Genomic DNA, 20104 nt, shown 5'->3' with positions numbered 1-20104 from the left:
GGCAACGACGGATGGAGGGGCGGTAATGGGCGAGATCCGGATCGGCGAACCCGATGTCGAACTCGACGCGCCGGCGCACACCAAAGGGGTGGAGGAGGGCAACTCGCGCAGGAGGAAGCAGGCGGGCCACCACGATGACGGAACGGTGGATGAACGCCGCTCGACCGGCATCCGGCCCAAGAAGCACGACCCGATCCTGCCGATCATGCCGAACCTGCCACCGGGCTGAGCGGATCCGGAGCGGTCCGGAAGGAGGTGAGCTGTGCGGAAACTGTTGGTGCTGCTGGCCGGCGCGGCCGTGGTCGGGCTGTTCTGGAAGGAACTTCCCGCGCTACGGCGCTACATCAAGATCGAGAAAATGTGATCGGAGAGGACCAGCGAGTCGATGTGTCTAGGTATCCCGGGCGAGATCGTCGAGATCAAGGCCGGTCACGACGATCTCGCCATCGTCGACGTCGTGGGCGTCCGGCGCGTGATCAACATCGGCCTCCTCGATGTGGACCAGACCGGCGTCGGTGACTGGGTGCTGGTTCACGTCGGGTTCGCCATGTCGAAGATCGACGAGGCCGAGGCGGCCGCCACGTTGACGCTGTTGACCGGCCTGGGGCAGGCGTACACCGACGAGCTGCAGGCGCTCGTCGAATCCGACATCAGCTAGGGGATCACCAGATGCGTTTCGTCGACGAGTACCGCGACGCGGACAAGGCCCAGGCGTTGGCCACACAGATCGCCGCGTTGTGCGAGCCCGGACGGCAATACAAGTTCATGGAGGTCTGCGGCGGGCACACGCACACGATCTACAAGCACGGGCTGGAGGACTACCTGCCGGAGAACGTCTCGCTCGTGCACGGGCCCGGCTGCCCGGTCTGCGTGATCCCGATGGGTCGGGTGGACGACGCCATCGCCATCGCACACGAGCCAGGCGTCATCATGACGGCGTTCGGCGACATGATGCGGGTACCCGGTGGCAGCGGCTCGTTCTTCGACGCCAAGGCGGCCGGCGCGGACATCCGGATGGTGTACTCGCCGTTGGACGCGCTGAAGATCGCGCGGACGAACCCGGACCGCAAGGTCGTCTTCATGGCGATCGGGTTCGAGACCACCTCGCCGTCCACCGCGATGACGGTGCTGCGGGCGGCCGCCGAAGGGATCCACAACTTCTCGATCTTCTGCAACCACGTCACGATCCTTCCGGCGATCAAGGCCATCCTCGACTCACCCGACCTGCGTCTCGACGGCTTCCTCGGCCCCGGGCACGTCTCCACCGTGATCGGCTGCCGACCGTACGAATTCATCGCCCGCGACTACGGCAAGCCGCTGGTGTGTGCGGGGTTCGAGCCGCTGGACCTCCTGCAGTCGGTCTTCATGCTGCTCAAGCAGCTCGCCGAGGGCCGCTGCGAGGTGGAGAACCAGTACACCCGGGTGGTGCCCTGGGACGGCAACCTGCGAGCGCTGGAGGCGATCGGGCAGGTCATGCAGCTGCGGCCATACTTCGAGTGGCGCGGCCTCGGCTTCATCTCGCACTCCGCCCTACGCATGCGGGACGAGTATGCGGCGTACGACGCCGAGCGGCTCTTCGACGTTCCCGGGGTACGCGTGGCGGACCCGAAGGCCTGCCAGTGCGGCGAGGTGCTCAAGGGTGTGCTCAAGCCCTGGGAGTGCAAGGTGTTCGGCACCGCGTGTACGCCGGAGACACCCATCGGCACGTGCATGGTCTCCTCGGAGGGCGCCTGCGCGGCCTACTACAACTTCGGGCGTTTCACCCGGCAGCGGGTGGCGGAGGCGACGCGGGTATGACGACAGAACGCACCGCCGAATGGGCCGAGCGCGCGGTGGCCGAGGCCGAAGCGGCAGCCGACCGGGAGGCTGGGCGACTGTCGCCCGAGCAGCAGGTCCTGCAGCGCATCGATCGGGCGCGCCGGCGCAAGCCGAAGATCAGGGAGGATCTCCTCACCCTCGCGCACGGCGCCGGCGGGAAGGCGACCCACACCCTGGTCGAAGGGCTGTTCGTCGAGGCGTTCCGCAACCCGACGCTCGAGGCGCTTGAGGACGGGGCGGTGCTCTCCGTCGCTGACAGCCGGCTCGCCTTCACCACCGACTCGTACGTCGTGTCCCCACTGTTCTTCCCCGGGGGTGACATCGGCGACCTCGCCGTGAACGGCACGGTCAACGACCTCGCGGTCAGCGGCGCCCGCCCGTTGTACCTGTCGGCCGGCTTCATCCTCGAGGAAGGCTTTCCGGTCGCCGACCTGCGAAAGATCGCCAATTCCATGGCCGTCGCGGCGCAGCGGGCCGGTGTGCAGGTGGTCACCGGTGACACGAAGGTGGTGCAGCGCGGCAAGGCCGACGGCTGCTACATCAACACGGCGGGGATCGGCGTGGTGGAACGGCCGGTGATGCTGGGCACCGCACAGATCAAACCTGGTGACGCGATCCTTGTCTCCGGGCCGATCGGTGATCACGGTGTCACCATCATGCTCGCCCGCGGAGAGCTGGACATCGAAGCCGACCTCACCTCGGACACTGCCGCGCTGCACGGTCTCGTGGCGGCCCTGCTGGACGCCGCCCCCGGGGTGCGGCTGCTGCGCGATGCCACCCGCGGCGGAGTGGCGACCATCCTCAACGAGGTGGCGCAGGCGGCCCGGGTCGCCGTGGTGGTCGACGAGGCCGCCGTACCGGTACGTCCCGCCGTGACCGGGGCGTGCGAACTGCTCGGCATCGATCCGCTCTACGTGGCCTGCGAGGGGCGCTTCATCGCCGTGGTGGACGGCGCGCAGGCGGAGGTGGCGCTCTCGGCGCTGCGGGGTCATCCGCTCGGCGAGGACGCCGCGGTGGTCGGCCGGGTCGCCGCCGACCCGCCCGGGATCGTGTTGCTCAAGACGGTGTTCGGCGGCACTCGCATCGTCGACATGCTGGTCGGGGACCCGCTGCCGCGCATCTGCTGACGCAACGGTCGCCGGCTCAGCTGGACGGGGTGGCCCGGTGACGGGCCGCGGCCACCACGGCCTGGCCGAGGGAGATACCGCCATCGTTGGGCGGCACCCGCGAGTGCACGAGCACCCGGAACCCCTCCGCCTCCAGGCCGCCCATCACCCGGTCGAGCAGCAGCACGTTCTGGAAGACGCCGCCGGACAGCGCCACATCCGCCAGACCCGTGCGTTCGCGGACAGCTTCCGCCGCCCGCACCACGGCGTCCGCCAGGCCGTGGTGGAAACGCGCGGCGATCCGGCCGGGGTCCACACCGGAAATCAGGTCGTCGACCACACACCGGACCAGCTCGCGTCCGACGTCTGCGAGCGGGGCGGTTCCGGCCGTCCCGACCCGGTAGCCGCCACGCTCGTCGCGATGAACCCGCTGCTCCAGGGCGATCGCGGCCTGGCCCTCGTACGTGACGCGGTCCCGCAAGCCGAGGATCGCCGAGACGGCGTCGAACAGCCGGCCCGCGCTCGAGGTACGCGGCGAATTCGTCCCGCTCCGTGCCAGAGCCACCATCACGGGCCACCGCCGCTCGTGCCGCCGCAGCACCTCGAGGTCAGGCACGGCGTCACCGTAGATCTCGTCGAGGTACGCCACCGCCATCCGCCACGGCTCGCGTATCGCCGCGACGCCGCCCGGCATCGGGATCGCGCCCAGGTGGCCGACGCGCTCGAACCCGATCAGGTCCGCGACGAGCACCTCACCTCCCCAGAGGGTGCCGTCCGGGCCGAAACCGAGACCGTCGAACGCGATCCCGATCACCGGGCCGCGCTCCTCGTTGTCGGCTAGGCAGGACGCGACGTGGGCGTGGTGGTGTTGAACGCCGACCAGTTCGACGTCATCGCGCTGGAGCGCGTACTTCGTCGACAGGTACTCGGGATGCAGGTCGTGGGCGACTATCTCCGGTCGGACGTCGAAGAGGCGGCTGAAGTGCTCGATTCCCTCGGTGAAGGCGCACAGTGTCTCGTAGTTCTCCAGGTCGCCGATGTGGTGCGAGACGAATGCACGCCGTCCCTTCGCCACGCAGAAGGTGTTCTTCAACTCCGCGCCGCACGCCAGCACCGGTCGGTCGAACCGCCACGGCACCGTCACCGGGGCCGGCACGTAGCCGCGGGACCGCCGCACCGGCAGCTCACGGCCCCGGAACACGCGCACCACCGAGTCGTCGGTGCGGACGTGGATGCGCCGGTCGTGGAAGAGGAATCCGTCGGCGATCCGCGCCAACCGCTGCCGCGCGTCGTCGTCCTTGTGGGCGATGGGTTCGTCGGAGGTGTTGCCGCTGGTCAGCACGATGGGCATGCCGAGCCGGCCGAGCAGCAGGTGGTGCAGCGGCGTGTACGGCAGCATGACGCCCAGGTCGCGGTTGTCCGGTGCCACCGACGCGGCGACCGGCGCGTCCGCGCGGCGTGGCAGCAGCACCACGGGACGGCGGGCACCGGTGAGCACCCGCACGGCTGCCGGCGTCAGGTGGACCAGGGTGCGCGCCGCCCTGAGGTCGGCGGCCATCACGGCGAACGGTTTCTCCTCGCGGCGCTTGCGGGCACGCAGGGCCGACACCGCCCGTTCGTCGTCGGCACGGATGGCCAGGTGGTAGCCGCCCAGCCCTTTCACCGCGAGTATCCGGCCGTTCCGCAGCCACCGTGCGGCGGCATCCACGGGATCACCGACGACAGGGGCGCCCTCCGCGTCGACGAGCCGGAGAGCCGGGCCGCACGCCGGGCAGCACACCGGCTCGGCGTGGAAGCGCCGGTCTCCAGGGTCTGCGTACTCGGCGGCGCAGCCGGCGCAGAGTGGGAAATCCATCATCGTGGTGGCGCGCCGGTCGTACGGGACGTCCGTCACGATGGTGAACCGCGGGCCGCAGTTGGTGCAGTTCGTGAACGGGTAGCCGTGGCGGCGGTCCGTCGGATCGGCGACGTCCGCGATGCAGTCCGCGCAGGTGGCGGTGTCCGGAGAGATCAGTGCTTCCCGGGCGGCGCCGGTGACGCTGGTGACGATGGCGAAGCCTGGCTGCCCCGTCCGGGGCACCGCTTCGGTGGTGACCCGCTCCACCTGTGCGAGTGTCGGTGCACGCCGGCTGAGGTCCGTCACGAACGCGGTCAGGTGGTCCCCGTCCCCTTCGACCTCAACGAAGACACCTCCGGTGTCGTTGCCGACGAAGCCGGCCAGGTCGTACTCCCTGGCCAGGGCGTGCACGAACGGACGGAAGCCAACTCCCTGCACGATGCCCTCGACGCGGACCCGTACCCGCCTCGGACCGGGCATGACCATCCCGAGGTCAGAGTTCGCCGGCCAGTGCCTGCTGGGTGAGTTCCCAGAGCACGTGGTAGACCGTCGTCTGCGCCTCCTGCACCCGGTGCACCGACGAGGACGGCACCACGAACAGGTGATCGACGACGTCCGACTCGGCCATCCGGCCGCCGTCGTAACCGGCGAGCCCGACGGTCATCATGCCCCGCCGGGTGGCCTCCTCGAACGCACACAGGACGTTGGACGATCCGCCGCTGGTGGAGAGCCCCACCGCGACGTCGCCGGCACGACCGAACGCGGCTATCTGCCGGGCGAACACCACCTGGTACCCCACGTCGTTGGCGAGCGCGGTGAGCACCGCGACATCGTGGGTCAGCGAGATGGCCGGCAACGGTCGGGCGGTCGTCGGCGGGTGCAGGAACAACTGCGCGAGATCCTGGGCGTCGGTGCTGCTGCCGCCGTTGCCGAACGTGAAGAGCCTGCCGCCTGCCTGGAACGCCGCGGCGAGCGCTCGGGCGCATTCGACCAACCGGCACCCGTGCTCGGCCACCAGGGAATTGCGGAGGGTGACGATCTCCCTCGCCTTGTCCGCCGTGGATCGGGCGACGTCGGCGAGCACCGCACCGACGTCGGCCGCCTGGGTGTCGAGGAACGGATAGAGGGCTCCCAGTGCACCTCCGACGCGGGCGCTCACTGGGCCTTCTCCACGACCGCGATGGCCTCTTTCGCGTGGACGAGCACCACGTCACCGGCCGCCGCGTCGACCAGCGCGACGCTGACCTCCTCCGGCCCGCTGTCGGTGTCGACCACGGCCAGTCGGCCGGCCACCAGCTCCCGGATCCGAACCGCCACCGCGACGTCCGAACAGGTGATGCAGACATCGCCGTGGCAGTCGGCCGCCATCGCTGTGCTCGGCCGGCCGGCCGGCGGGATGACCGCATCCGGCGTCATCGGACCTCCTCCGGTTCGAGCAGGCCGGGCTGCTCGAAGAACACGTGCACCAATTCCCACAGGAGGTGATAGACCGTCACGTGGACCTCCTTGACGATGCAGGGGTCATCCGAGCGAGCGACGACGAGATGGTCGGCGGTGCCATCACGGGCAATGTCGCCGCCATCTCCGCCGACCAGCGCCACGGTGAGGAGGCCGAGGTGGCGGGCAGTCTCCAAGCCCCGTCGGACGTTGACACAACGGCCGTCGACGGACAGCCCGATCGCGATGTCCTGCGGGGCGGCGAGCAGGCGCAGCTGGGCGGCGAACACCTCGTCGAAACCCTCCGCCCGGGCGATCCCGGTGAGGGTGGCGGCGTCGTTGGTGAGCGAGACCGCCGGCAGCGCCCGCTTGCCGACGATGACGGGGTGGACGAACTCGACCACGATGTGCTGGGCATCGGTGGCCGGCCCACCGTTGCCGAAGACGACCAGCTTGCCACCACGGTGAAAGCGCTGGGACATCTCGAAGCAGGCCCGCGCGACCTGCTCCGCGTCGCCGGCGAGCGCCTCCGCGGGGGCCACCCGGCGAGCGAACGCACGGTCGACCGCCGGGAACACGGACGATTGCATCGTCCTCCTTCAACCTCGGGAGGTGGCATACGAATCACGCCCGTCCCGCGGCCTCGCGAAGGCGTCCGCCGAGCGCCGTAGGTAGGCATCCATGATGTGGTTCAGTTGCGCCAGGCGAGCAGTCCACGACCGGAGGTCGTTGCGTCCCTTCGCCGTCAGCTCGTAGCGCCGACGCGCCGGGCCCGCCGCGGCGGCCTCCCACATCGACAGCAGCGAACGGTCCCGTTCCAGCCCGCGCAGCACCCGGTAGACCTGCCCGGGTTCCACGTCGGGCACTCCCATGGCTTCAAGTCGCTCGATCAGGTCGTACCCGTGACCGGGTCGCTCGAAGATCAGGAGCAGGAGGAATGGATGCAGCAGGTTGCGAAGTTCACGCCCATGCATGTCAATCCCTTCCACGATCGGGCCGCCACTCTTCCGTGCAGCTAAGCACACCCAACCTCCCGGAATTGGATAAATGTCCTAATTAGGGCTTGGTGACCGCGTTCAGCGGCGCTCCGGCCCGTCCTCGCCGCGGCGCTGGGCGCGGCGCTGGCGGAGGGCAGCCGCCAGCAGGGAGATGCCCAGGGCGGCGTTGCCCCACCGCCGCAGCGCGGTGCGGACCCGGCCGGGCGGCGACGGCGGCGGCGGGCCGGGCACCGTCACGTGGTCCACGCCCGGGTAGGCCAGCCGGGCCGAGTCGGCGGCCTCCTGCTCGGTGAGCACCGCGCGATTGCTCAGGAGGGCGACGCCGGCCGGCTCGTCGCGGTAGCGCCAGCGCCACACGTCGCCGTCGGGCCACAACTCGATCCGCTCTCCGGGTCGGTCCGGCGCCGGCAGTTCCGGCTCGTCGGTCGCCGCCTCCGCGTCACCCCCGCCGGCCGGCCGCCGGGCGGCGCGCAGATCGGCCCGGGTCAGCTCGCCGAGGCCGGCCGCGTCGCCACGGCGCAGCGCCCGGGCCAGCAGGAAGGCCAGCATCCCGGCGAGCACGGGCAGCACCAGTACCAGGACGCGCAGCACGTTGAGCACGTCGTACACCGGCACCCGCAGCAGCCGGGCGAGGATGTCGTCGCCGGCCGCCACGACCAGCACCCCGAAGAAGGTCAACGCCAGCACCCCGACGCCCATCCGGACCGGGTGGTCGCGGGGCCGGTCGAGCAGGTGGTGCTGGCGGCGGTCCCCGGTGCACCACCGCTCCAGAAACGGCCAGGCGTACAGGGCGCCGAAGGTGACGCCGCCGAGCACCACGCCGGGGAAGAACGGCGCCGGCACCAGGTGGCCGAAGATGTGGATCTCCCACGGCGGGAAGAGTCGCAGTGCCCCGTCGCCCCAGGCGACGTACCAGTCGGGCTGCGCCGGTGCGGTGGACTGGGCCGGGGCGAAGGGTCCGTACTGCCAGACCGGGTTGATCTGCACGAGCCCGCCCAGGGCGAACAGCACCGCCAGCACCCAGGCGAACAACGCCAGCGAGCGCAGGGTGTAGCTGGGGTAGAGCAGGGAGCCGACCACGTTCCGCTCGGTCCGTCCGGGCCCGCGGAACTGGGTGTGCTTCTGCCGCACGATCATCGCCAGGTGCACGGAGACGAGGGCGACCAGCACCGCGGGCACCAGCAGCACGTGCGTGACGAACAGCCGCGGAATCATCTCGTCGGACGGGAACTCCCCGCCGAGGCCGAGGAAGACCAGCCACGAGCCGACCAGCGGGATCGACTCCACCACCGAGACGATGATCCGCAGGCCCAGTCCGGAGACCAGGTCGTCCGGCATGGAGTAGCCGGTGAAGCCGTTGGCCAGGGCCAGCGTCAGCATGGTCACGCCGACCAGCCAGTTCAGCTCTCGGGGCCTGCGGAACGCGCCGGTGAAGAAGATCCGCACCAGGTGCACGAGGATCGCCGCGACGAAGACCAGCGCCGCCCAGTGGTGGGTCTGCCGGATCAGCAGCCCGGCCCGCACGTCCCAGCTCAGCCGCACCGAGGAGGCGTACGCGGCGGAGGTGGTGGCGCCGTCCAGCGGCGCGTACGAGCCGTGGTAGACCCGGTCGGCGGAGCTGGGGTCGAAGAACAGGGTCAGGTAGCCGCCGGTGAGGATCAGCGCGACGAACGAGTAGAGGGCGATCTCGCCGAGCATGAACGACCAGTGGTCCGGAAACACCTTCGCCAGCGCCCGGCGGGTCAGCGGAGACAGCCGCAGCCGGTCGTCGAACGCGCGGGCCAGCCGGTCGAGGATCACGGCCGGCTCCAGAAGCCGGCACCCGGCGGCGCGGTGAAGTCGCCGGTGGCGCGCAGGTAACCGTCCCCGCCGACCTCGATGGGCAGGCCGGGCAGCCGCCGCGCGGCGGGCCCGGCGACCGGCGCGGCGTCGTCGAGCAGGTCGAAAGAGGACTGGTGGCAGGGGCAGAGCATCCGTCCGGTGCCCTTCAGGTAGAGCCGGACCGGGCAGCCGGCGTGGGTGCAGAGCACGGAGTAGACGACGAGCCCGTCGAGGTGGCCGGCCGACGGGGGGCGGGTGAACCGCTCGGGCTGCAGCCGGACGGCGAAGGCCGGGGCGTCGCCTGCGCCCGTGCCGCCTTCCGGGAACACGCCGACCACCGTGCCGGCGGGCACGTCCTCGGGTCGCAGCGGCTGCCCGCTGCCGGTCAGCAGTCGTACGCCCGGTCCCCACGGGGTGTCCTCGAGTGCCCGCAGCGGGCGGGTGCGGTCCCAGGGCAGCAGCGAGCGGAGCGGGAACAGCGCCGCGACGCCGAGCGCGGTGAGCGCCAGCCCCAACGTGGCGAGCAGGCCACGCCGGCGGATCGGACTGTCCGGCGCGGTGAGCACCGCCGCGGTCAGCGCCTGCTCGGTCGGCGGTGGGGTGAAGCCCTCGTGTTCTTCGACGTGGCGACCGGCCGGCACCAGGCGCCGGCCCCAGATCGCCAGGCCGGTCGCCAGCCCGGCGAAGGCCACCGCCAGGCACACCCCCTCCCACTGGGTCTGCCCGCCGAGGCCGTAGGTGACCGCGAAGCCGATCGCGCCGGCCGCGCTGGTCAGGAAGGACAGGACGATCCGGCGGTTCACTCCGGGGGGTGCGGCCGGCACCGGTGGACGTCGGCTCATTCTCCCGCCCTCCGCCCCAGCCAGCGGGCCGCCGCCACGAGCAGCCCGAGGGTGGCGATCCAAGCGACGAGCCCTTCGGCCAGCGGCCCCAGCCGACCGAGCGGGTTGCCGCCCCGGTCCACCTGCTCGGTGCGCAGCCGCCGTACGTACGTGGCCAGGTCGTCGACCTGCTGGTCGGTGAGGACCTGACTCGGAAAGACCGGCATGAGGCCCGGACCGACCCGGATCGCCTCGGCGACCTGCACCGAGGTGGCGTCGTACAGCGGTGGCGCGATCCAGCCGTTGGTCAGGGACGCGCCGGCGCCGGTGGCGCCGTGGCACGGCGCGCAGTTCACGGCGAACAACTCCCGGCCGGCCGTGAGGCTGCCCGGGGACACCCGGGGGATCTGCGGGCCCCCGCCACCGAAGCTGGCGACGTGGTCGACCAGGGCGCCGATCTCCTCGGCCGAGAAGACCGGCTCGCGGTGGCGGGACTGCTGCACCTCGTCCGGGACGGGCATCCGCCCGGTGGAGAGCTGGAAATCCACCGAGGCGGGGCCGACCCCGACCAGCGACGGTCCGCGTTGGGCGCCCTGTCCCTGCTCGCCGTGGCAGCTGGCGCAGTTCTGCCGGAACAGCTCCTCCCCCCGCGGGCCGCCGCTCGCCGTACCGGCCGGCGTGGACGCGGCGGCGCCGGAGGGCGGTGGGGTCGCCGGTGCGGCGAGGGCCGCCGGGCCCGCCGCCAGGGTGAGCGTCGCGCCGAGCACGACCGCCCGTCCCGGATGCCACCTCCGGTGCGTCGACCGGTACGTCTCCGCGCTCACCGCTCAGTCCAGGGTGTACAGGTAGGCGGCGATGTCCTGGGCGTCGATCGGGCTCACGCCCAGGTCCGGCATGGCGTTGCCGGGCACGACCGACTGCGGGTCGGTGATCCAGTGCTGCAGGTTGTCGGCGTTGTTCACGAGTTTCCCCGCGATGTACGAGCGGGAGCCGAACCGGGTCAACGGCGGGCCCACGAGGCCGTCGGCCCGATCGATGCCGGGAATGGTGTGGCAGGAGCCGCAGCCGTACTGGGCGATGAGCGTGGCGCCCCGGTCGGGGCGACCGGCGCGTACCTCGGGCGGTGGCGGCGGGTCGGTGTGGGCGCAGCCGGGCACGGCGAGCAGCAGTGGCAGCGCCACCAGCAGGAACCAGCGGTCGGCTATCCGGCGGCTCATGGCACGACTCTCCCGGTCCGGGCCGGCAGCGTGCTGCGGGACTCCGGGCATGTCACCCGCTCGGGGCGCAGCCGCTGCAGGCCCACGAGCCAGCGCAGGAAGGCGGTCAGGGTGGCGGCCAGCACCGCCACGTCCATCGGCGCCCACATGAGCAGCCCGGCCAGCTGCTGGTCGGCCAGGGGGTCGGGCCCGAGGACCGGCACCGGGTAGAGGGGGTGCGGCGCGAAGGTCAGTGTCGCGCCGAGCGCGGACGCCGGCAGCATGGTGCCGATCAGGAGCAGCATCGCGACCGGAACGGGCAACCGGTGCCGGGGCGCGCCGAGCAGCGGCGCCCACAGCAGCCAGGCCGAGCCGAGGAAACAGGCGTGTTCCGCCGCATGCAGGACCGGCTGCTGTTCGGCCGCGAGGTAGGGCGCGGGCAGATGCCAGAACCACAGCACCACCGCCTGGATGCCGCCCGCGGTGATCGCGAGCACGGCCGGTCGCCGTAGCCAACGCATCGGTCCGGCCGCACGGAGCCGGGCCAGCCACCGGCGCGGAGTCGGTGGGCAGGCGAGGGTCAGCGGCAGGCCGGCGGCCCCGGCGGCGAGCAGCGGGCCGGCACCGAGCAGCAGCACCATGTGCTGGGTCATGTGCCCGGCGAAGGACCGTTCGGCGGCCGCCGCGAGCGGCCCGTCCTGCGCGGCGAGCACGCACAGCAGGCCGGTGCCGAACGCGGCCACCCGCCAGGCGGGCAGAATCCGGCCGAGGCCGCGGCGGGCCCACAGCTCGTGGACCCCTCTGCCGTAACCGGCGGCGAGCAGGGCCACGCCGGCGGCCAGCAGCATGGTCAGCAGGCCGACCGCCACGTCGTCCGACCCGTCAGCCCTCACCGCAGGCATGGGGGAAACACCAGCAGGGCCACGCCGCCCAGCACGATGATGGTCAGGAACAGCAGGTTGGACCAGATCGCCACCACGGCGAGCATGCGGCTGCGGCCCACCGGCCGCTCGTCCATTCCGTCCGGCGGGTGCGCGGTGCGCCGCCAGACGAGCGCGGCCGCCAGCAGGGCGCCGACGGTCGCCAACGCGGGCAGCACCACGGCGACCGCGATGACGGTCCGCAGCGGCACCGCCCCGATGCGCTCCCGGCCGCCGGCGCAGGCCAGCTCGTCCACGCCCCAGCCGGCGAGCAGGTGCACCGCCCAGGCGACCGCGCCGCCGAGGACCGCGTACCAGAGGAGCAGCCCGCCGGTGAGGCGTGCGCGGGGACCGGGGTGCGCGGCCATCACAGCCTCGGTGACAGGTAGACGGTGAACAGGATCGCCGCCCACACCAGGTCGACGAAGTGCCAGTAGATGGCGGCGTTACGCACCCGGTCGTGGCGGTGCGCGCCGAAGCTGCCCCCGCGCAGGGAGGCGGCCAGCAGCCAACCGATCATGGTGAGCCCGACCAGCACGTGCAGGCCGTGGAAGCCGGTGATGAGGTAGAACAGCGATCCGTAGGCGTTGGTGGTCATGGTGAACTCGCGCAGTTTCCCGGCGTACTCGCCCGCCTGCAGGGCCAGGAAGGTGATGCCGAGGACCAGGGTGGCGGCCAGTCCGGAGCGCAGCCGCCAGTGTTGGCCCTTGCGGATGCCGCGCTCGGCCCACACCATCGGCAGGCTGCTGGGCAGCAGCACCGCGGTCATCACCAGCGGGACGAGCAGCTCAGGCTTGCTGATGCCGCCCGGTGGCCACGGGCCGCCGTACTGGAAGCGCAGGTAGAAGTAGCTGCCGAGCAGGCAGGCGAAGAGGGTGGCCTCGGTGGCCACGAACATCACCATTCCCCACCAGCCGGTCGACCGGCCCACGGGCAGTTCGGTGGTCAGCGCCTCCGTGCCGGTGGCGGCGGCGACGCCGCCTCGGATGCTCATGCCCGCACCCCGAGTTCCCGGTCCGGCCGCCGGGGCGGCCAGAGCCAGACGGCGATGGTGACCGCCACGGCGACCGCCGCGACGGCGGCGACCGGATACCAGGCGACGAGCATCGCGGTGAAGAAGACCAGCATCGCCAGGGCGAGCACCAGCGGTTGCAGGGAGGACTCCGGCATCTCGACCGCCCGCTCGCGGCGGCCGTCCAGTTCGCTGGTGAGCAGCGTCCGCCGCCCGTCGGCCAGGATCCGGTCTCCGGTGGCCCCGCCACCCATGGATTCCCGGCTCGCCTCGTCCCACGTCGGGTGCACGCTGTGCACCTGCGGCAGGACTGGGAAGTTGTACGGCTTCGGCGGCGAGTCGGTGGACCACTCCAGGCTGTCGCCCTCCCACGGGTCCGGCGACGCGGGCCGCCCGCGCCTGATGGCGTGTACCACGCCGATGAGGACCAGCAGCAACCCGATCGCGAGCAGGTACGACCCGGCGGTGCTGACCAGGTTCCAGCCGTCCCAGCCCGGCTCGCTGCGATAGGTGTAGACCCGCCGCGGCATGCCGAACAGCCCGTACAGGTGCATGGGGAAGAACGTGACGTGCATGCCGGCGAAGACCAGCCAGAACGCCCACCGGCCGAGCCCTTCGTGGTACATCCGGCCGGTGATTTTCGGCAGCCAGTAGTAGGTGCCGGCGAGCATGGGGAACACCGCCCCGCCGATGAGGACGTAGTGGAAGTGGGCCACGACGAAGTAGGAGTCGGTGACCTGCTGGTCGAAGGCGGTCAGCGCGAACATCGTGCCGGTGAAGCCGCCGAGCACGAACGTCACGATGAACCCGATCAGGAACAGCATCGGCACCTTCAGCACCAGCCGGCCGAGTGCCATGGTGGCCAGCCAGGCGAAGATCTGGATGCCCGACGGGATGGTGATGATGGTGCTGGCCGCGCTGAAGAAGCTGTACGACAGGCGGGGCAGGCCGGTCGCGAACATGTGGTGCACCCAGACGCCGAACGAGATGATCGCGATGGAGACGATGGCGAGCACGATGAGCACGTAGCCGACCACGCCGCGGCGGGTGAACGCGGGCAGCACCGCCGAGACGATGCCCAGGGCCGGCATGACGATGATGTAGACGTCGGGGTGCCCGAAGATCCAGAACAAGTGCTGCCAGAGCAGGACGTTGCCGGCGGCGCCGGGGTCGAAGAAGTGGGTGCCGAAGCGCCGGTCGAGGAAGAGCATGGCGTTGTCGAGGTTCAGCGCCGGCAACGCGAAGATCACCATGAAGGCGGTGGCGACGATCGCCCAGACGAACAGCGGCACCCGGTTCAGCGACATGCCGGGCGCGCGGAGCTTGAGCGCGGTGACGATGAAGTTGATCGAGCCGGCGGTGGTGGCGATGCCGAGGAACAGCAGGCCGAGGCTGTAGACGTCCATGTGCAGGCCCGGCGTGTTCTGCTCCTCGGTCAGGGGCACGTAGGCGAACCAACCGGCGTTGGGGGCGGCGCCGAAGGGCAGGCTGGCCCACATGAAGAGCCCGGCGAAGAGGAACACCCAGTAGCCGAGCGCGTTGAGCTTCGGGAAGGCCATGTCCCGGGAGCCGATCATCAGCGGGACGAGGAAGTTGCCGAACCCGAACAGCATCGGGGTGGCGAACAGGAAGATCATCGCCGTGCCGTGCATGGTGAACAGCTGGTTGTACTCCTGCGGCGACAGCAGCCGGGACTCCGGGCGGGCCAGCTGGGTACGCATGGCCAGCGCGCTCAGGCCGGCGAGGACGAAGAAGAACCCGGCGGTGACCAGGTAACGCCGGCCGATCCGCTTGTGGTCGACGGTGCTGAACCAGGAGCGCAGCGAGGGCCGCTCGCCCCAGTGCTCCTCCAGTGCGGCCAGTTCCTCCCGGCTGGCGCCGGGCGCCGGTGCCGCGGTCGTGGACATCCCTTCCCCCACTCCGCTCACCTCAGCGACTGCAGGTACGCGATGAGGTCCGGCAATCGGCTCGCGTCCACCGGCTGCGGTGGCATGTAGTTGCCCGGCTTGACCGTCTGCGAGTTGGCGATCCACCCGCCGAGGTGGCCACCGTCGTTGGGCACCGCTCCGGCTCCGATGCTCCAGCGGGAGCCGACGTCGGACAGGTCGGGCCCGATCCGGCCGTTCGCGGCGGTCCCCCGGATGGCGTGGCAGCCGGCGCAGCTGCCCTGTAGGAACGCCTCCTGGCCGCGCCGTTGGGCGTCGGTCCGCGGGGCGGGAGCCGGCGCGGCGAGCCGGGCGACCCAGGCGTCGTAGTCCTGCCGCGGTTCGGCGACCACCCGGAAGGCCATGTGGGCGTGCTGGGTGCCGCAGTACTCGGCGCACTGGCCCCGGTAGTTCCCGGCCCGCTCGGCGTGCAGCCAGGTCTCGCGGACCTCGCCGGCGATCAGGTCGGTCTTGGGCATCAGTTGCGGCACCCAGAAGCTGTGCAACACGTCGGCGGTCCGCAACCGGACCCGGACCTTCTCCCCCACCGGGATGTGCAGTTCGTTGGCGGTGGCGCCGTCGACGCCCTGCACGCGTACCTCCCACCACCACTTGTGGCCGGTGACCTCGATGGTCGGTGCGCGCGGGTCGGGGTCGTCGCCGAGTGCGGCGAGGTCGCGCAGGCCGACGGCGTACACCGTCACCAGGACCACCAGCGGGATGCCCGCGCCGGCGACGGTGACGAAGCGCAGCGGCTGGCCGTGGCGGACCCGGACGTCGCGGCGCCGGCGGACCAGCAGGGCCCAGGCCAGCACCGCCATGACCTCGGCGAAGACGGCCATGGAGATCCAGAACAGCAGCCACCACAGGTTCGCGACGCGTCCCGCCCCGGAACCTGCCGGGTCCAGCGCGGACGGTGCCCCGGCCGAGCAGCCGGCGAGGGCCAGCCCACCACCCAGCACCACGACCGGGAGGAGCTGCCGGCGCCGGCGCTCCGCTGCGGAGCGCGTCGTCACGTCGCGTCTCGTGTCCACCGGCACCGACCCTAACCATGGCTGTGGCATATGCCGGGCCTTACCGGAATTTGCCCGATTTCGTCCTTAGTCCGTTTAGAGTCGGTGCTCGGGAAACAGCCGGGCCAGCGCCGACGGCGCGGACAGGAAGATCATGCGAACCACCACCGTGGACCTGACCGCCGACAACCCGCGGGGAGCCCACGCGCGCCGCACGACGGCCTGGATCGCCGCCGGGTTCGCCACGGCGGCCGGGCTCACCGGCGGATTCCTCGCGCCCGCCGACGCGACACAGGGACAGGCGCAGCGGCTGATGTACCTCCACGTGCCCGCCGCCTGGGTGGCGTACCTGGCGTTCGCCGCCGTCCTGGCCGCCAGCACCGCCCACCTGATCCGCGGGGACCTGCGCTGGGATCGCGTCGCGCGGGGCTGCGCCGAGATCGGGGTCGTCCTCACCGCCCTGGCCATCGGCACCGGATCCCTCTGGGGACGGCTCACCTGGGGCACCTGGTGGGCCTGGGACCCGCGGCTGGTCAGCACCGCGCTGTTGCTGCTGGCGTACACCGGGTATCTGGCCCTGCGCCGGGCGCTCGCCGAACGCACCGGCGGACCCGACGGCGGCGACCGGCGGATCGCCCGCCCGGCCGCGGTCTTTGGCATCGCCGGCTTCCTGCTCGTCCCCGTGGTCCACTTCTCGGTGCTCTGGTGGCGCTCACTGCACCAGCAGGCCACCGTCCTCGCCCCGGAACGGCCACCGATCGACCCCCGGATGGCGCTCGCGCTGCTGCTGGCGGTGGCGGCGGCGAGCACGGCCGCGCTCCTCGCCCTGGCACACCGGATGCTCCGGCTGGAACGCCGGCTCGCGGCCACCGGCGAGCTGCCGACGACCGGGGCGGGCGCCGCGCGCAGCCCGGCGCGGGTGAGATGATCCGCCGGCCCGGACGCCTCGCGCTGGTCGCGGTGCTGCTCGCCGCCGGCGGCCTGCTGGTCACCAGCGCCATGCGGGACACCCTCACCTACTACCGCACTCCGGGCGAGGTGCTCACCGACCCGGGGGCCGGCCGGCAACGTGTCCGCCTCGGCGGGGAGGTCGTCCCGGGCTCCCTGCGCCGCGACGGTGACCTCGTGGTGTTCGCGCTGGCCGACGCCGGCCAGCAGGTGACCGTACGCCAACGTGGCGTGCCACCGGAGACCTTCCGCGAGGGCGAGGACGCGGTCGTCGAGGGACGCCTGGGCACCGACGGGGTGTTCGACGCCGACCAGGTGCTGATGCGCCACGGCAACGAGTACCGTCCCTCCTCCCCCGCCAACCCGGGACGGTCCGATGCTCGGTGACCTCGGCGGCGGCGCCCTCGCCGCCGGACTGCTCGCCGCCCCCCTCGCCACGCTGCTCTGGCTGCGGGTGGCCCTGCTCGGCGCCCCGGCCCGGCCCGCCCGCCTGGCCTCGCTCGGCGCACTGCTCGCCGCCGCCTCGGCCTGCGCCACCCTGGAGGCGGCGCTGCTGCGGCACGACTTCAGCGTGCGGTTCGTCGCCGAGAACGGCGGCCGGCACGTGCCCGGCTACTACACGATCACCAGCCTCTGGTCCGCGATGGACGGGTCACTGCTGCTCTGGCTCCTGGTCCTCGGCGGGTACGGCGTCGCGCTCGCGCGGGGGCGACCGGACCGGCTGCGTGCGTACGCGATGGTGGTGGTCGGCGTGGCGACCACCTTCTTCTTCGCGCTCTCGACCTTCGCGGCCAACCCCTTCCGCACCGTGCACCCCGTGCCGCTCGACGGGCCGGGCCCGAACCCCCTGCTGCAACAGCACCCGGCGATGGGCGTGCACCCACCCCTGCTGTACGTCGGCTACCTCGGCACGGTGGTGCCGTTCGCCCTGGCGCTGGCCGCCCCGCTCGCCGGGGCACACGGACGGAACTGGATCCGGCAGGCACGGCCCTGGGCGCTGGTGGCCTGGTGCTCGCTGACCGCCGGCGTCGTCCTGGGGGCCTGGTGGTCGTACGCGGTCCTCGGGTGGGGCGGCTACTGGGCCTGGGACCCGGTGGAGAACGCCTCGCTGCTGCCCTGGCTGACCACCACCGCCCTCCTGCACACCAGCCTCGGCGGTGGTCGGGGGCGGGAACGCTGGAACAGTGTGCTCGCCTGCGCCGGATTCCTGCTGGTGCTGCTCGGCACCTTCCTGACCCGTTCCGGCGCCGTGGCGAGCGTGCACGCGTTCACCGACTCGCCACTGGGGCCGCTGCTGCTCGGTTTCGTCGTGCTGGCCGTGCTGGCCGCCACCGTCCTCGCCGGCCGGCGGCAACCGGCGCCGGCCCGCCGGGCCGCCCCGCCCTGGTCCCGGGGTGCCGCCGTCCTGGTCAACGCCGTCCTGCTGGTCACCATCGCCGCCGTGGTGCTGATCGGCACCGTGCAGCCGCTGCTGTCCGAGCCACTCACCGGCAGCCGGGCCAGCGTCGGCGCCGGCTACTACCAGCGCACCGCGGTGCCGCTGGCCGTGGTGGTTCTGCTGCTGGCCGGAGTCGCCCCCGCCCTACAGGTGCGCAACCCGGCCGAGGCGCTGCGCCGCCTCGCCCTACCCGGCGCGGCGGCCCTGGCGACCGTGGCCACCGTCGGGCTGCTCAGCCGGCCCGGACCGGCGGCACTCACCGCGTTCGGTGCGGCCGCCTTCGTCCTCACCGGCCTGCTCGCCGCCGGCCCCCGACGCTGGGCCGCGGTGCTGGCGCACGCCGGACTCGCCCTGGTCGCCGTGGGCGTCGCCGCCTCCTCCGCGTACGGGCGGGCCGACGAGCGGACCCTACGGGTGGGCGAGACGCTGACCGTGGGCGACGTGTCGGCCCGGCTGGTGACGGTGCAGCGCGGCACACCGGGCGGCCGGATGACCGTACGGGCCCGGCTGGTCGTGTCCTCGGGCGGCGCGACCCGGACGGCCGCCCCCGCGTTGCGCTACGACCCGGCGCGGGACACCGCCGTCACCGTGCCGGCGATCGACGGCGGCCCCCGCCGGGACGTCTACCTCACCCTCATCGCCGTGGCCAGCGACGGCGGCGACGCGACGGTTCGCCTTGCGGTGAACCCGCTGGTCGGGCTCATCTGGGCGGGCGGCGCGGTCGCGACCGCCGGTGGGCTGCTCGCCCTCGGCGACGCGGCGCGCTCGCGACGGAGGCGGCGGGCGGAGCCGGCCGGTCGGCGGGCACCGGTGGCGGCCGGAGTTCCGGCGTGAGCGCGGGAGCCGGGCGGTTCTGGTGGCGGCGGATCAGGCCGGCCCCGGCCGTCGTCCTGCTGCTCGCCGTCGGCCTCGGGGTCGCCGTCACCACCGGACACCGCTCCGGGCCCGGCCAGGTCGGGCGACCGCCGGTGGTGGCCGCGCCCGCACTGACCGGCACCACCCTCACCGGTGAGCGGTTCGACCTGGCGGCGGCGCGCGGGCACGTCGTGGTGGTCAACGTCTTCGCCTCGTGGTGCGGACCCTGCCGCGACGAACTGCCGCTGCTGGTCGAGACCGCCCGACACTGGTCACCGCAGGGACTGGAGGTGGTCGGACTCAACCTGCGCGACGGCCCGGACGCGGTGCGCGCGCTGCTGGACCAGGCGCACGCCGGCGATCTCACCGTGCTGCCCGACCCGGACGGCACCCGGGCCGTCGAGTGGGGCGTCCGGGGCGTACCCGAGACGTTCGTCGTCGACCGGGACGGGCGGATCGTGGCCCACCAGCCGGGCGTGGTGACCGGGCAGTGGCTGCGGGAGCGGCTGTCCCCGCTGCTGGAGGGAGCGTGACCCGGCGCCTGCTCGTCGCGCTGGCGCTGGCGGCGCTGGTCGCGCTGGCGGTCGCCGGGCTGGTCCGGTCGGCGGCGTCGCCCGACCGGGCGGACCGGGCCACCGCGATCGCGGCCGGACTGCGCTGTCCGGCCTGCCAGGGTGAGTCGGTGGCGGACTCCCGTTCCCCGATCGCCGCCTCCATGCGACAGGTGATCGCCGACCAGGTGGCCCAGGGCCGCAGCCCGCGCGAGGTCCGCCGCTGGTTCGTCGACCGGTACGGCGAGGAGGTACTCGCGCAGCCGCCCCTGCGCGGCCCGGCGCTGCTGCTGTGGGCCGTGCCCGCGGTGGCGCTGCTCGGTGCCGGCGCCGGCGCGCTGCGTACCCTGCGTCCCCGGCGCCCGGACGGTGAACGGCGCCGCCCGGACGGCGGTTCGACGCGGGGCC

23 protein-coding genes are annotated in these 20104 nt (G+C 72.5%); 9 read left to right on the top strand and 14 right to left on the bottom strand.

Annotated features, from left to right (window positions below; all coding sequences use genetic code 11):
* The first annotated feature begins 25 nt into the window (after window positions 1-25).
* The 4 genes from B0E53_RS08795 to hypE all read left to right on the top strand — a co-directional run bounded on the left by B0E53_RS08795 (window position 26) and on the right by hypE (window position 2945).
* Entirely contained in the window at window positions 26-229 is a 204-nt protein-coding gene (locus B0E53_RS08795; protein WP_107075557.1) for a hypothetical protein, read from the top strand.
* 156 nt (window positions 230-385) lie between these two features.
* A complete protein-coding gene (locus B0E53_RS08790; protein ID WP_107075556.1) occupies window positions 386-658 on the top strand; it encodes a HypC/HybG/HupF family hydrogenase formation chaperone in 273 nt (90 codons plus the stop codon).
* An 11-nt stretch (window positions 659-669) separates the two neighbouring features.
* Window positions 670-1797 (top strand): hydrogenase formation protein HypD, encoded by a 1128-nt coding sequence (hypD, locus tag B0E53_RS08785; RefSeq protein ID WP_107075555.1) that lies wholly within the window; start codon window positions 670-672, stop codon window positions 1795-1797.
* On the top strand, window positions 1794-2945 hold the full coding sequence (hypE, locus tag B0E53_RS08780; protein WP_107075554.1) for a hydrogenase expression/formation protein HypE: 1152 nt from the start codon (window positions 1794-1796) through the stop codon (window positions 2943-2945). Before hypD ends, hypE begins: the two co-directional genes overlap by 4 nt.
* Before the next feature lie 16 nt (window positions 2946-2961).
* Here the strand turns inward: hypE and hypF are convergent, their stop codons facing one another.
* The 14 genes from hypF to coxB all read right to left on the bottom strand — a co-directional run bounded on the left by hypF (window position 2962) and on the right by coxB (window position 15925).
* Window positions 2962-5241, bottom strand: coding sequence for a carbamoyltransferase HypF (gene hypF, locus B0E53_RS08775; protein WP_107075580.1), 2280 nt, complete (start codon window positions 5239-5241; stop codon window positions 2962-2964).
* A gap of 13 nt (window positions 5242-5254) precedes the next feature.
* Complete coding sequence (locus B0E53_RS08770) at window positions 5255-5920, bottom strand: SIS domain-containing protein (protein WP_107075553.1); 666 nt, start codon at window positions 5918-5920, stop codon at window positions 5255-5257.
* Entirely contained in the window at window positions 5917-6177 is a 261-nt protein-coding gene (locus B0E53_RS08765) for a HypC/HybG/HupF family hydrogenase formation chaperone (protein WP_210405998.1), read from the bottom strand. Before B0E53_RS08765 ends, B0E53_RS08770 begins: the two co-directional genes overlap by 4 nt.
* A complete protein-coding gene (locus B0E53_RS08760; RefSeq protein ID WP_107075552.1) occupies window positions 6174-6788 on the bottom strand; it encodes an SIS domain-containing protein in 615 nt (204 codons plus the stop codon). The genes B0E53_RS08765 and B0E53_RS08760 overlap by 4 nt, the downstream gene beginning before the upstream one ends.
* Window positions 6789-6797: 9 nt before the next feature.
* Window positions 6798-7187: a helix-turn-helix transcriptional regulator gene (locus B0E53_RS08755; RefSeq protein WP_210405997.1), complete on the bottom strand. Its 390-nt coding sequence runs from the start codon at window positions 7185-7187 to the stop codon at window positions 6798-6800.
* Window positions 7188-7274: 87 nt separating this feature from the next.
* A complete protein-coding gene (locus tag B0E53_RS08750; protein ID WP_210405996.1) occupies window positions 7275-8996 on the bottom strand; it encodes a cytochrome bc complex cytochrome b subunit in 1722 nt (573 codons plus the stop codon).
* Entirely contained in the window at window positions 8993-9859 is an 867-nt protein-coding gene (locus B0E53_RS08745; RefSeq protein WP_146167630.1) for a Rieske (2Fe-2S) protein, read from the bottom strand. Before B0E53_RS08745 ends, B0E53_RS08750 begins: the two co-directional genes overlap by 4 nt.
* A complete protein-coding gene (locus tag B0E53_RS08740; protein WP_107075550.1) occupies window positions 9856-10662 on the bottom strand; it encodes a c-type cytochrome in 807 nt (268 codons plus the stop codon). Before B0E53_RS08740 ends, B0E53_RS08745 begins: the two co-directional genes overlap by 4 nt.
* Before the next feature lie 3 nt (window positions 10663-10665).
* Window positions 10666-11055, bottom strand: a complete 390-nt coding sequence (locus tag B0E53_RS08735) for a c-type cytochrome (RefSeq protein ID WP_107075549.1) — start codon at window positions 11053-11055, stop codon at window positions 10666-10668.
* Window positions 11052-11927 carry a cytochrome c oxidase assembly protein gene (locus tag B0E53_RS08730; protein ID WP_168215277.1) on the bottom strand — a complete coding sequence of 292 codons (876 nt, stop codon included), beginning with the start codon at window positions 11925-11927 and terminating at the stop codon, window positions 11052-11054. Before B0E53_RS08730 ends, B0E53_RS08735 begins: the two co-directional genes overlap by 4 nt.
* Window positions 11924-12322, bottom strand: a complete 399-nt coding sequence (locus B0E53_RS08725; protein WP_107075547.1) for a hypothetical protein — start codon at window positions 12320-12322, stop codon at window positions 11924-11926. Before B0E53_RS08725 ends, B0E53_RS08730 begins: the two co-directional genes overlap by 4 nt.
* Window positions 12322-12948 carry a heme-copper oxidase subunit III gene (locus B0E53_RS08720; protein ID WP_107075546.1) on the bottom strand — a complete coding sequence of 209 codons (627 nt, stop codon included), beginning with the start codon at window positions 12946-12948 and terminating at the stop codon, window positions 12322-12324. Before B0E53_RS08720 ends, B0E53_RS08725 begins: the two co-directional genes overlap by 1 nt.
* A complete protein-coding gene (gene ctaD / locus B0E53_RS08715) occupies window positions 12945-14873 on the bottom strand; it encodes a cytochrome c oxidase subunit I (RefSeq protein ID WP_107075545.1) in 1929 nt (642 codons plus the stop codon). Before ctaD ends, B0E53_RS08720 begins: the two co-directional genes overlap by 4 nt.
* 17 nt (window positions 14874-14890) lie before the next feature.
* Window positions 14891-15925 carry a cytochrome c oxidase subunit II gene (coxB, locus tag B0E53_RS08710; protein ID WP_168215276.1) on the bottom strand — a complete coding sequence of 345 codons (1035 nt, stop codon included), beginning with the start codon at window positions 15923-15925 and terminating at the stop codon, window positions 14891-14893.
* 133 nt (window positions 15926-16058) lie between these two features.
* Between coxB and ccsA the strand changes: the two genes are divergently transcribed.
* From ccsA to B0E53_RS08685, 5 genes are all read left to right on the top strand, one after another.
* Window positions 16059-16832: a cytochrome c biogenesis protein CcsA gene (gene ccsA, locus B0E53_RS08705; protein WP_107075543.1), complete on the top strand. Its 774-nt coding sequence runs from the start codon at window positions 16059-16061 to the stop codon at window positions 16830-16832.
* A complete protein-coding gene (locus B0E53_RS08700) occupies window positions 16829-17239 on the top strand; it encodes a cytochrome c maturation protein CcmE (protein ID WP_107075542.1) in 411 nt (136 codons plus the stop codon). The genes ccsA and B0E53_RS08700 overlap by 4 nt, the downstream gene beginning before the upstream one ends.
* Entirely contained in the window at window positions 17229-19124 is a 1896-nt protein-coding gene (locus tag B0E53_RS08695; RefSeq protein WP_107075541.1) for a cytochrome c-type biogenesis CcmF C-terminal domain-containing protein, read from the top strand. Before B0E53_RS08700 ends, B0E53_RS08695 begins: the two co-directional genes overlap by 11 nt.
* Window positions 19121-19678 carry a TlpA disulfide reductase family protein gene (locus B0E53_RS08690; RefSeq protein ID WP_168215275.1) on the top strand — a complete coding sequence of 186 codons (558 nt, stop codon included), beginning with the start codon at window positions 19121-19123 and terminating at the stop codon, window positions 19676-19678. The genes B0E53_RS08695 and B0E53_RS08690 overlap by 4 nt, the downstream gene beginning before the upstream one ends.
* The coding region (locus tag B0E53_RS08685) for a cytochrome c-type biogenesis protein CcmH (protein WP_107075540.1) at window positions 19675-20104 on the top strand (430 nt) is incomplete at its 3' end. The genes B0E53_RS08690 and B0E53_RS08685, both read left to right, overlap by 4 nt.

Source organism: Micromonospora sp. MH33 (assembly GCF_003013775.1).
GTDB lineage: Bacteria > Actinomycetota > Actinomycetes > Mycobacteriales > Micromonosporaceae > Micromonospora > Micromonospora fulviviridis.
Note: the sequence above shows the minus strand (reverse complement) of the source record. Positions and strands in the feature narration are given on the sequence as shown.

Bases quoted from the DNA above. Each gene is read 5' to 3' on its own strand.
- B0E53_RS08695 (WP_107075541.1), top strand. From the start codon at position 17,229: ATGCTCGGTGACCTCGGCGGCGGCGCCCTCGCCGCCGGACTGCTCGCC.
- ccsA (WP_107075543.1), top strand. From the start codon at position 16,059: ATGCGAACCACCACCGTGGACCTGACCGCCGACAACCCGCGGGGAGCC.
- ctaD (WP_107075545.1), bottom strand. From the start codon at position 14,873: ATGTCCACGACCGCGGCACCGGCGCCCGGCGCCAGCCGGGAGGAACTG.
- B0E53_RS08795 (WP_107075557.1), top strand. From the start codon at position 26: ATGGGCGAGATCCGGATCGGCGAACCCGATGTCGAACTCGACGCGCCG.
- B0E53_RS08735 (WP_107075549.1), bottom strand. From the start codon at position 11,055: ATGAGCCGCCGGATAGCCGACCGCTGGTTCCTGCTGGTGGCGCTGCCA.
- hypD (WP_107075555.1), top strand. From the start codon at position 670: ATGCGTTTCGTCGACGAGTACCGCGACGCGGACAAGGCCCAGGCGTTG.
- B0E53_RS08725 (WP_107075547.1), bottom strand. From the start codon at position 12,322: ATGGCCGCGCACCCCGGTCCCCGCGCACGCCTCACCGGCGGGCTGCTC.
- B0E53_RS08700 (WP_107075542.1), top strand. From the start codon at position 16,829: ATGATCCGCCGGCCCGGACGCCTCGCGCTGGTCGCGGTGCTGCTCGCC.
- hypE (WP_107075554.1), top strand. From the start codon at position 1,794: ATGACGACAGAACGCACCGCCGAATGGGCCGAGCGCGCGGTGGCCGAG.
- B0E53_RS08765 (WP_210405998.1), bottom strand. From the start codon at position 6,177: ATGACGCCGGATGCGGTCATCCCGCCGGCCGGCCGGCCGAGCACAGCG.
- B0E53_RS08720 (WP_107075546.1), bottom strand. From the start codon at position 12,948: ATGAGCATCCGAGGCGGCGTCGCCGCCGCCACCGGCACGGAGGCGCTG.
- B0E53_RS08760 (WP_107075552.1), bottom strand. From the start codon at position 6,788: ATGCAATCGTCCGTGTTCCCGGCGGTCGACCGTGCGTTCGCTCGCCGG.
- B0E53_RS08790 (WP_107075556.1), top strand. From the start codon at position 386: ATGTGTCTAGGTATCCCGGGCGAGATCGTCGAGATCAAGGCCGGTCAC.
- B0E53_RS08745 (WP_146167630.1), bottom strand. From the start codon at position 9,859: ATGAGCCGACGTCCACCGGTGCCGGCCGCACCCCCCGGAGTGAACCGC.
- hypF (WP_107075580.1), bottom strand. From the start codon at position 5,241: ATGCCCGGTCCGAGGCGGGTACGGGTCCGCGTCGAGGGCATCGTGCAG.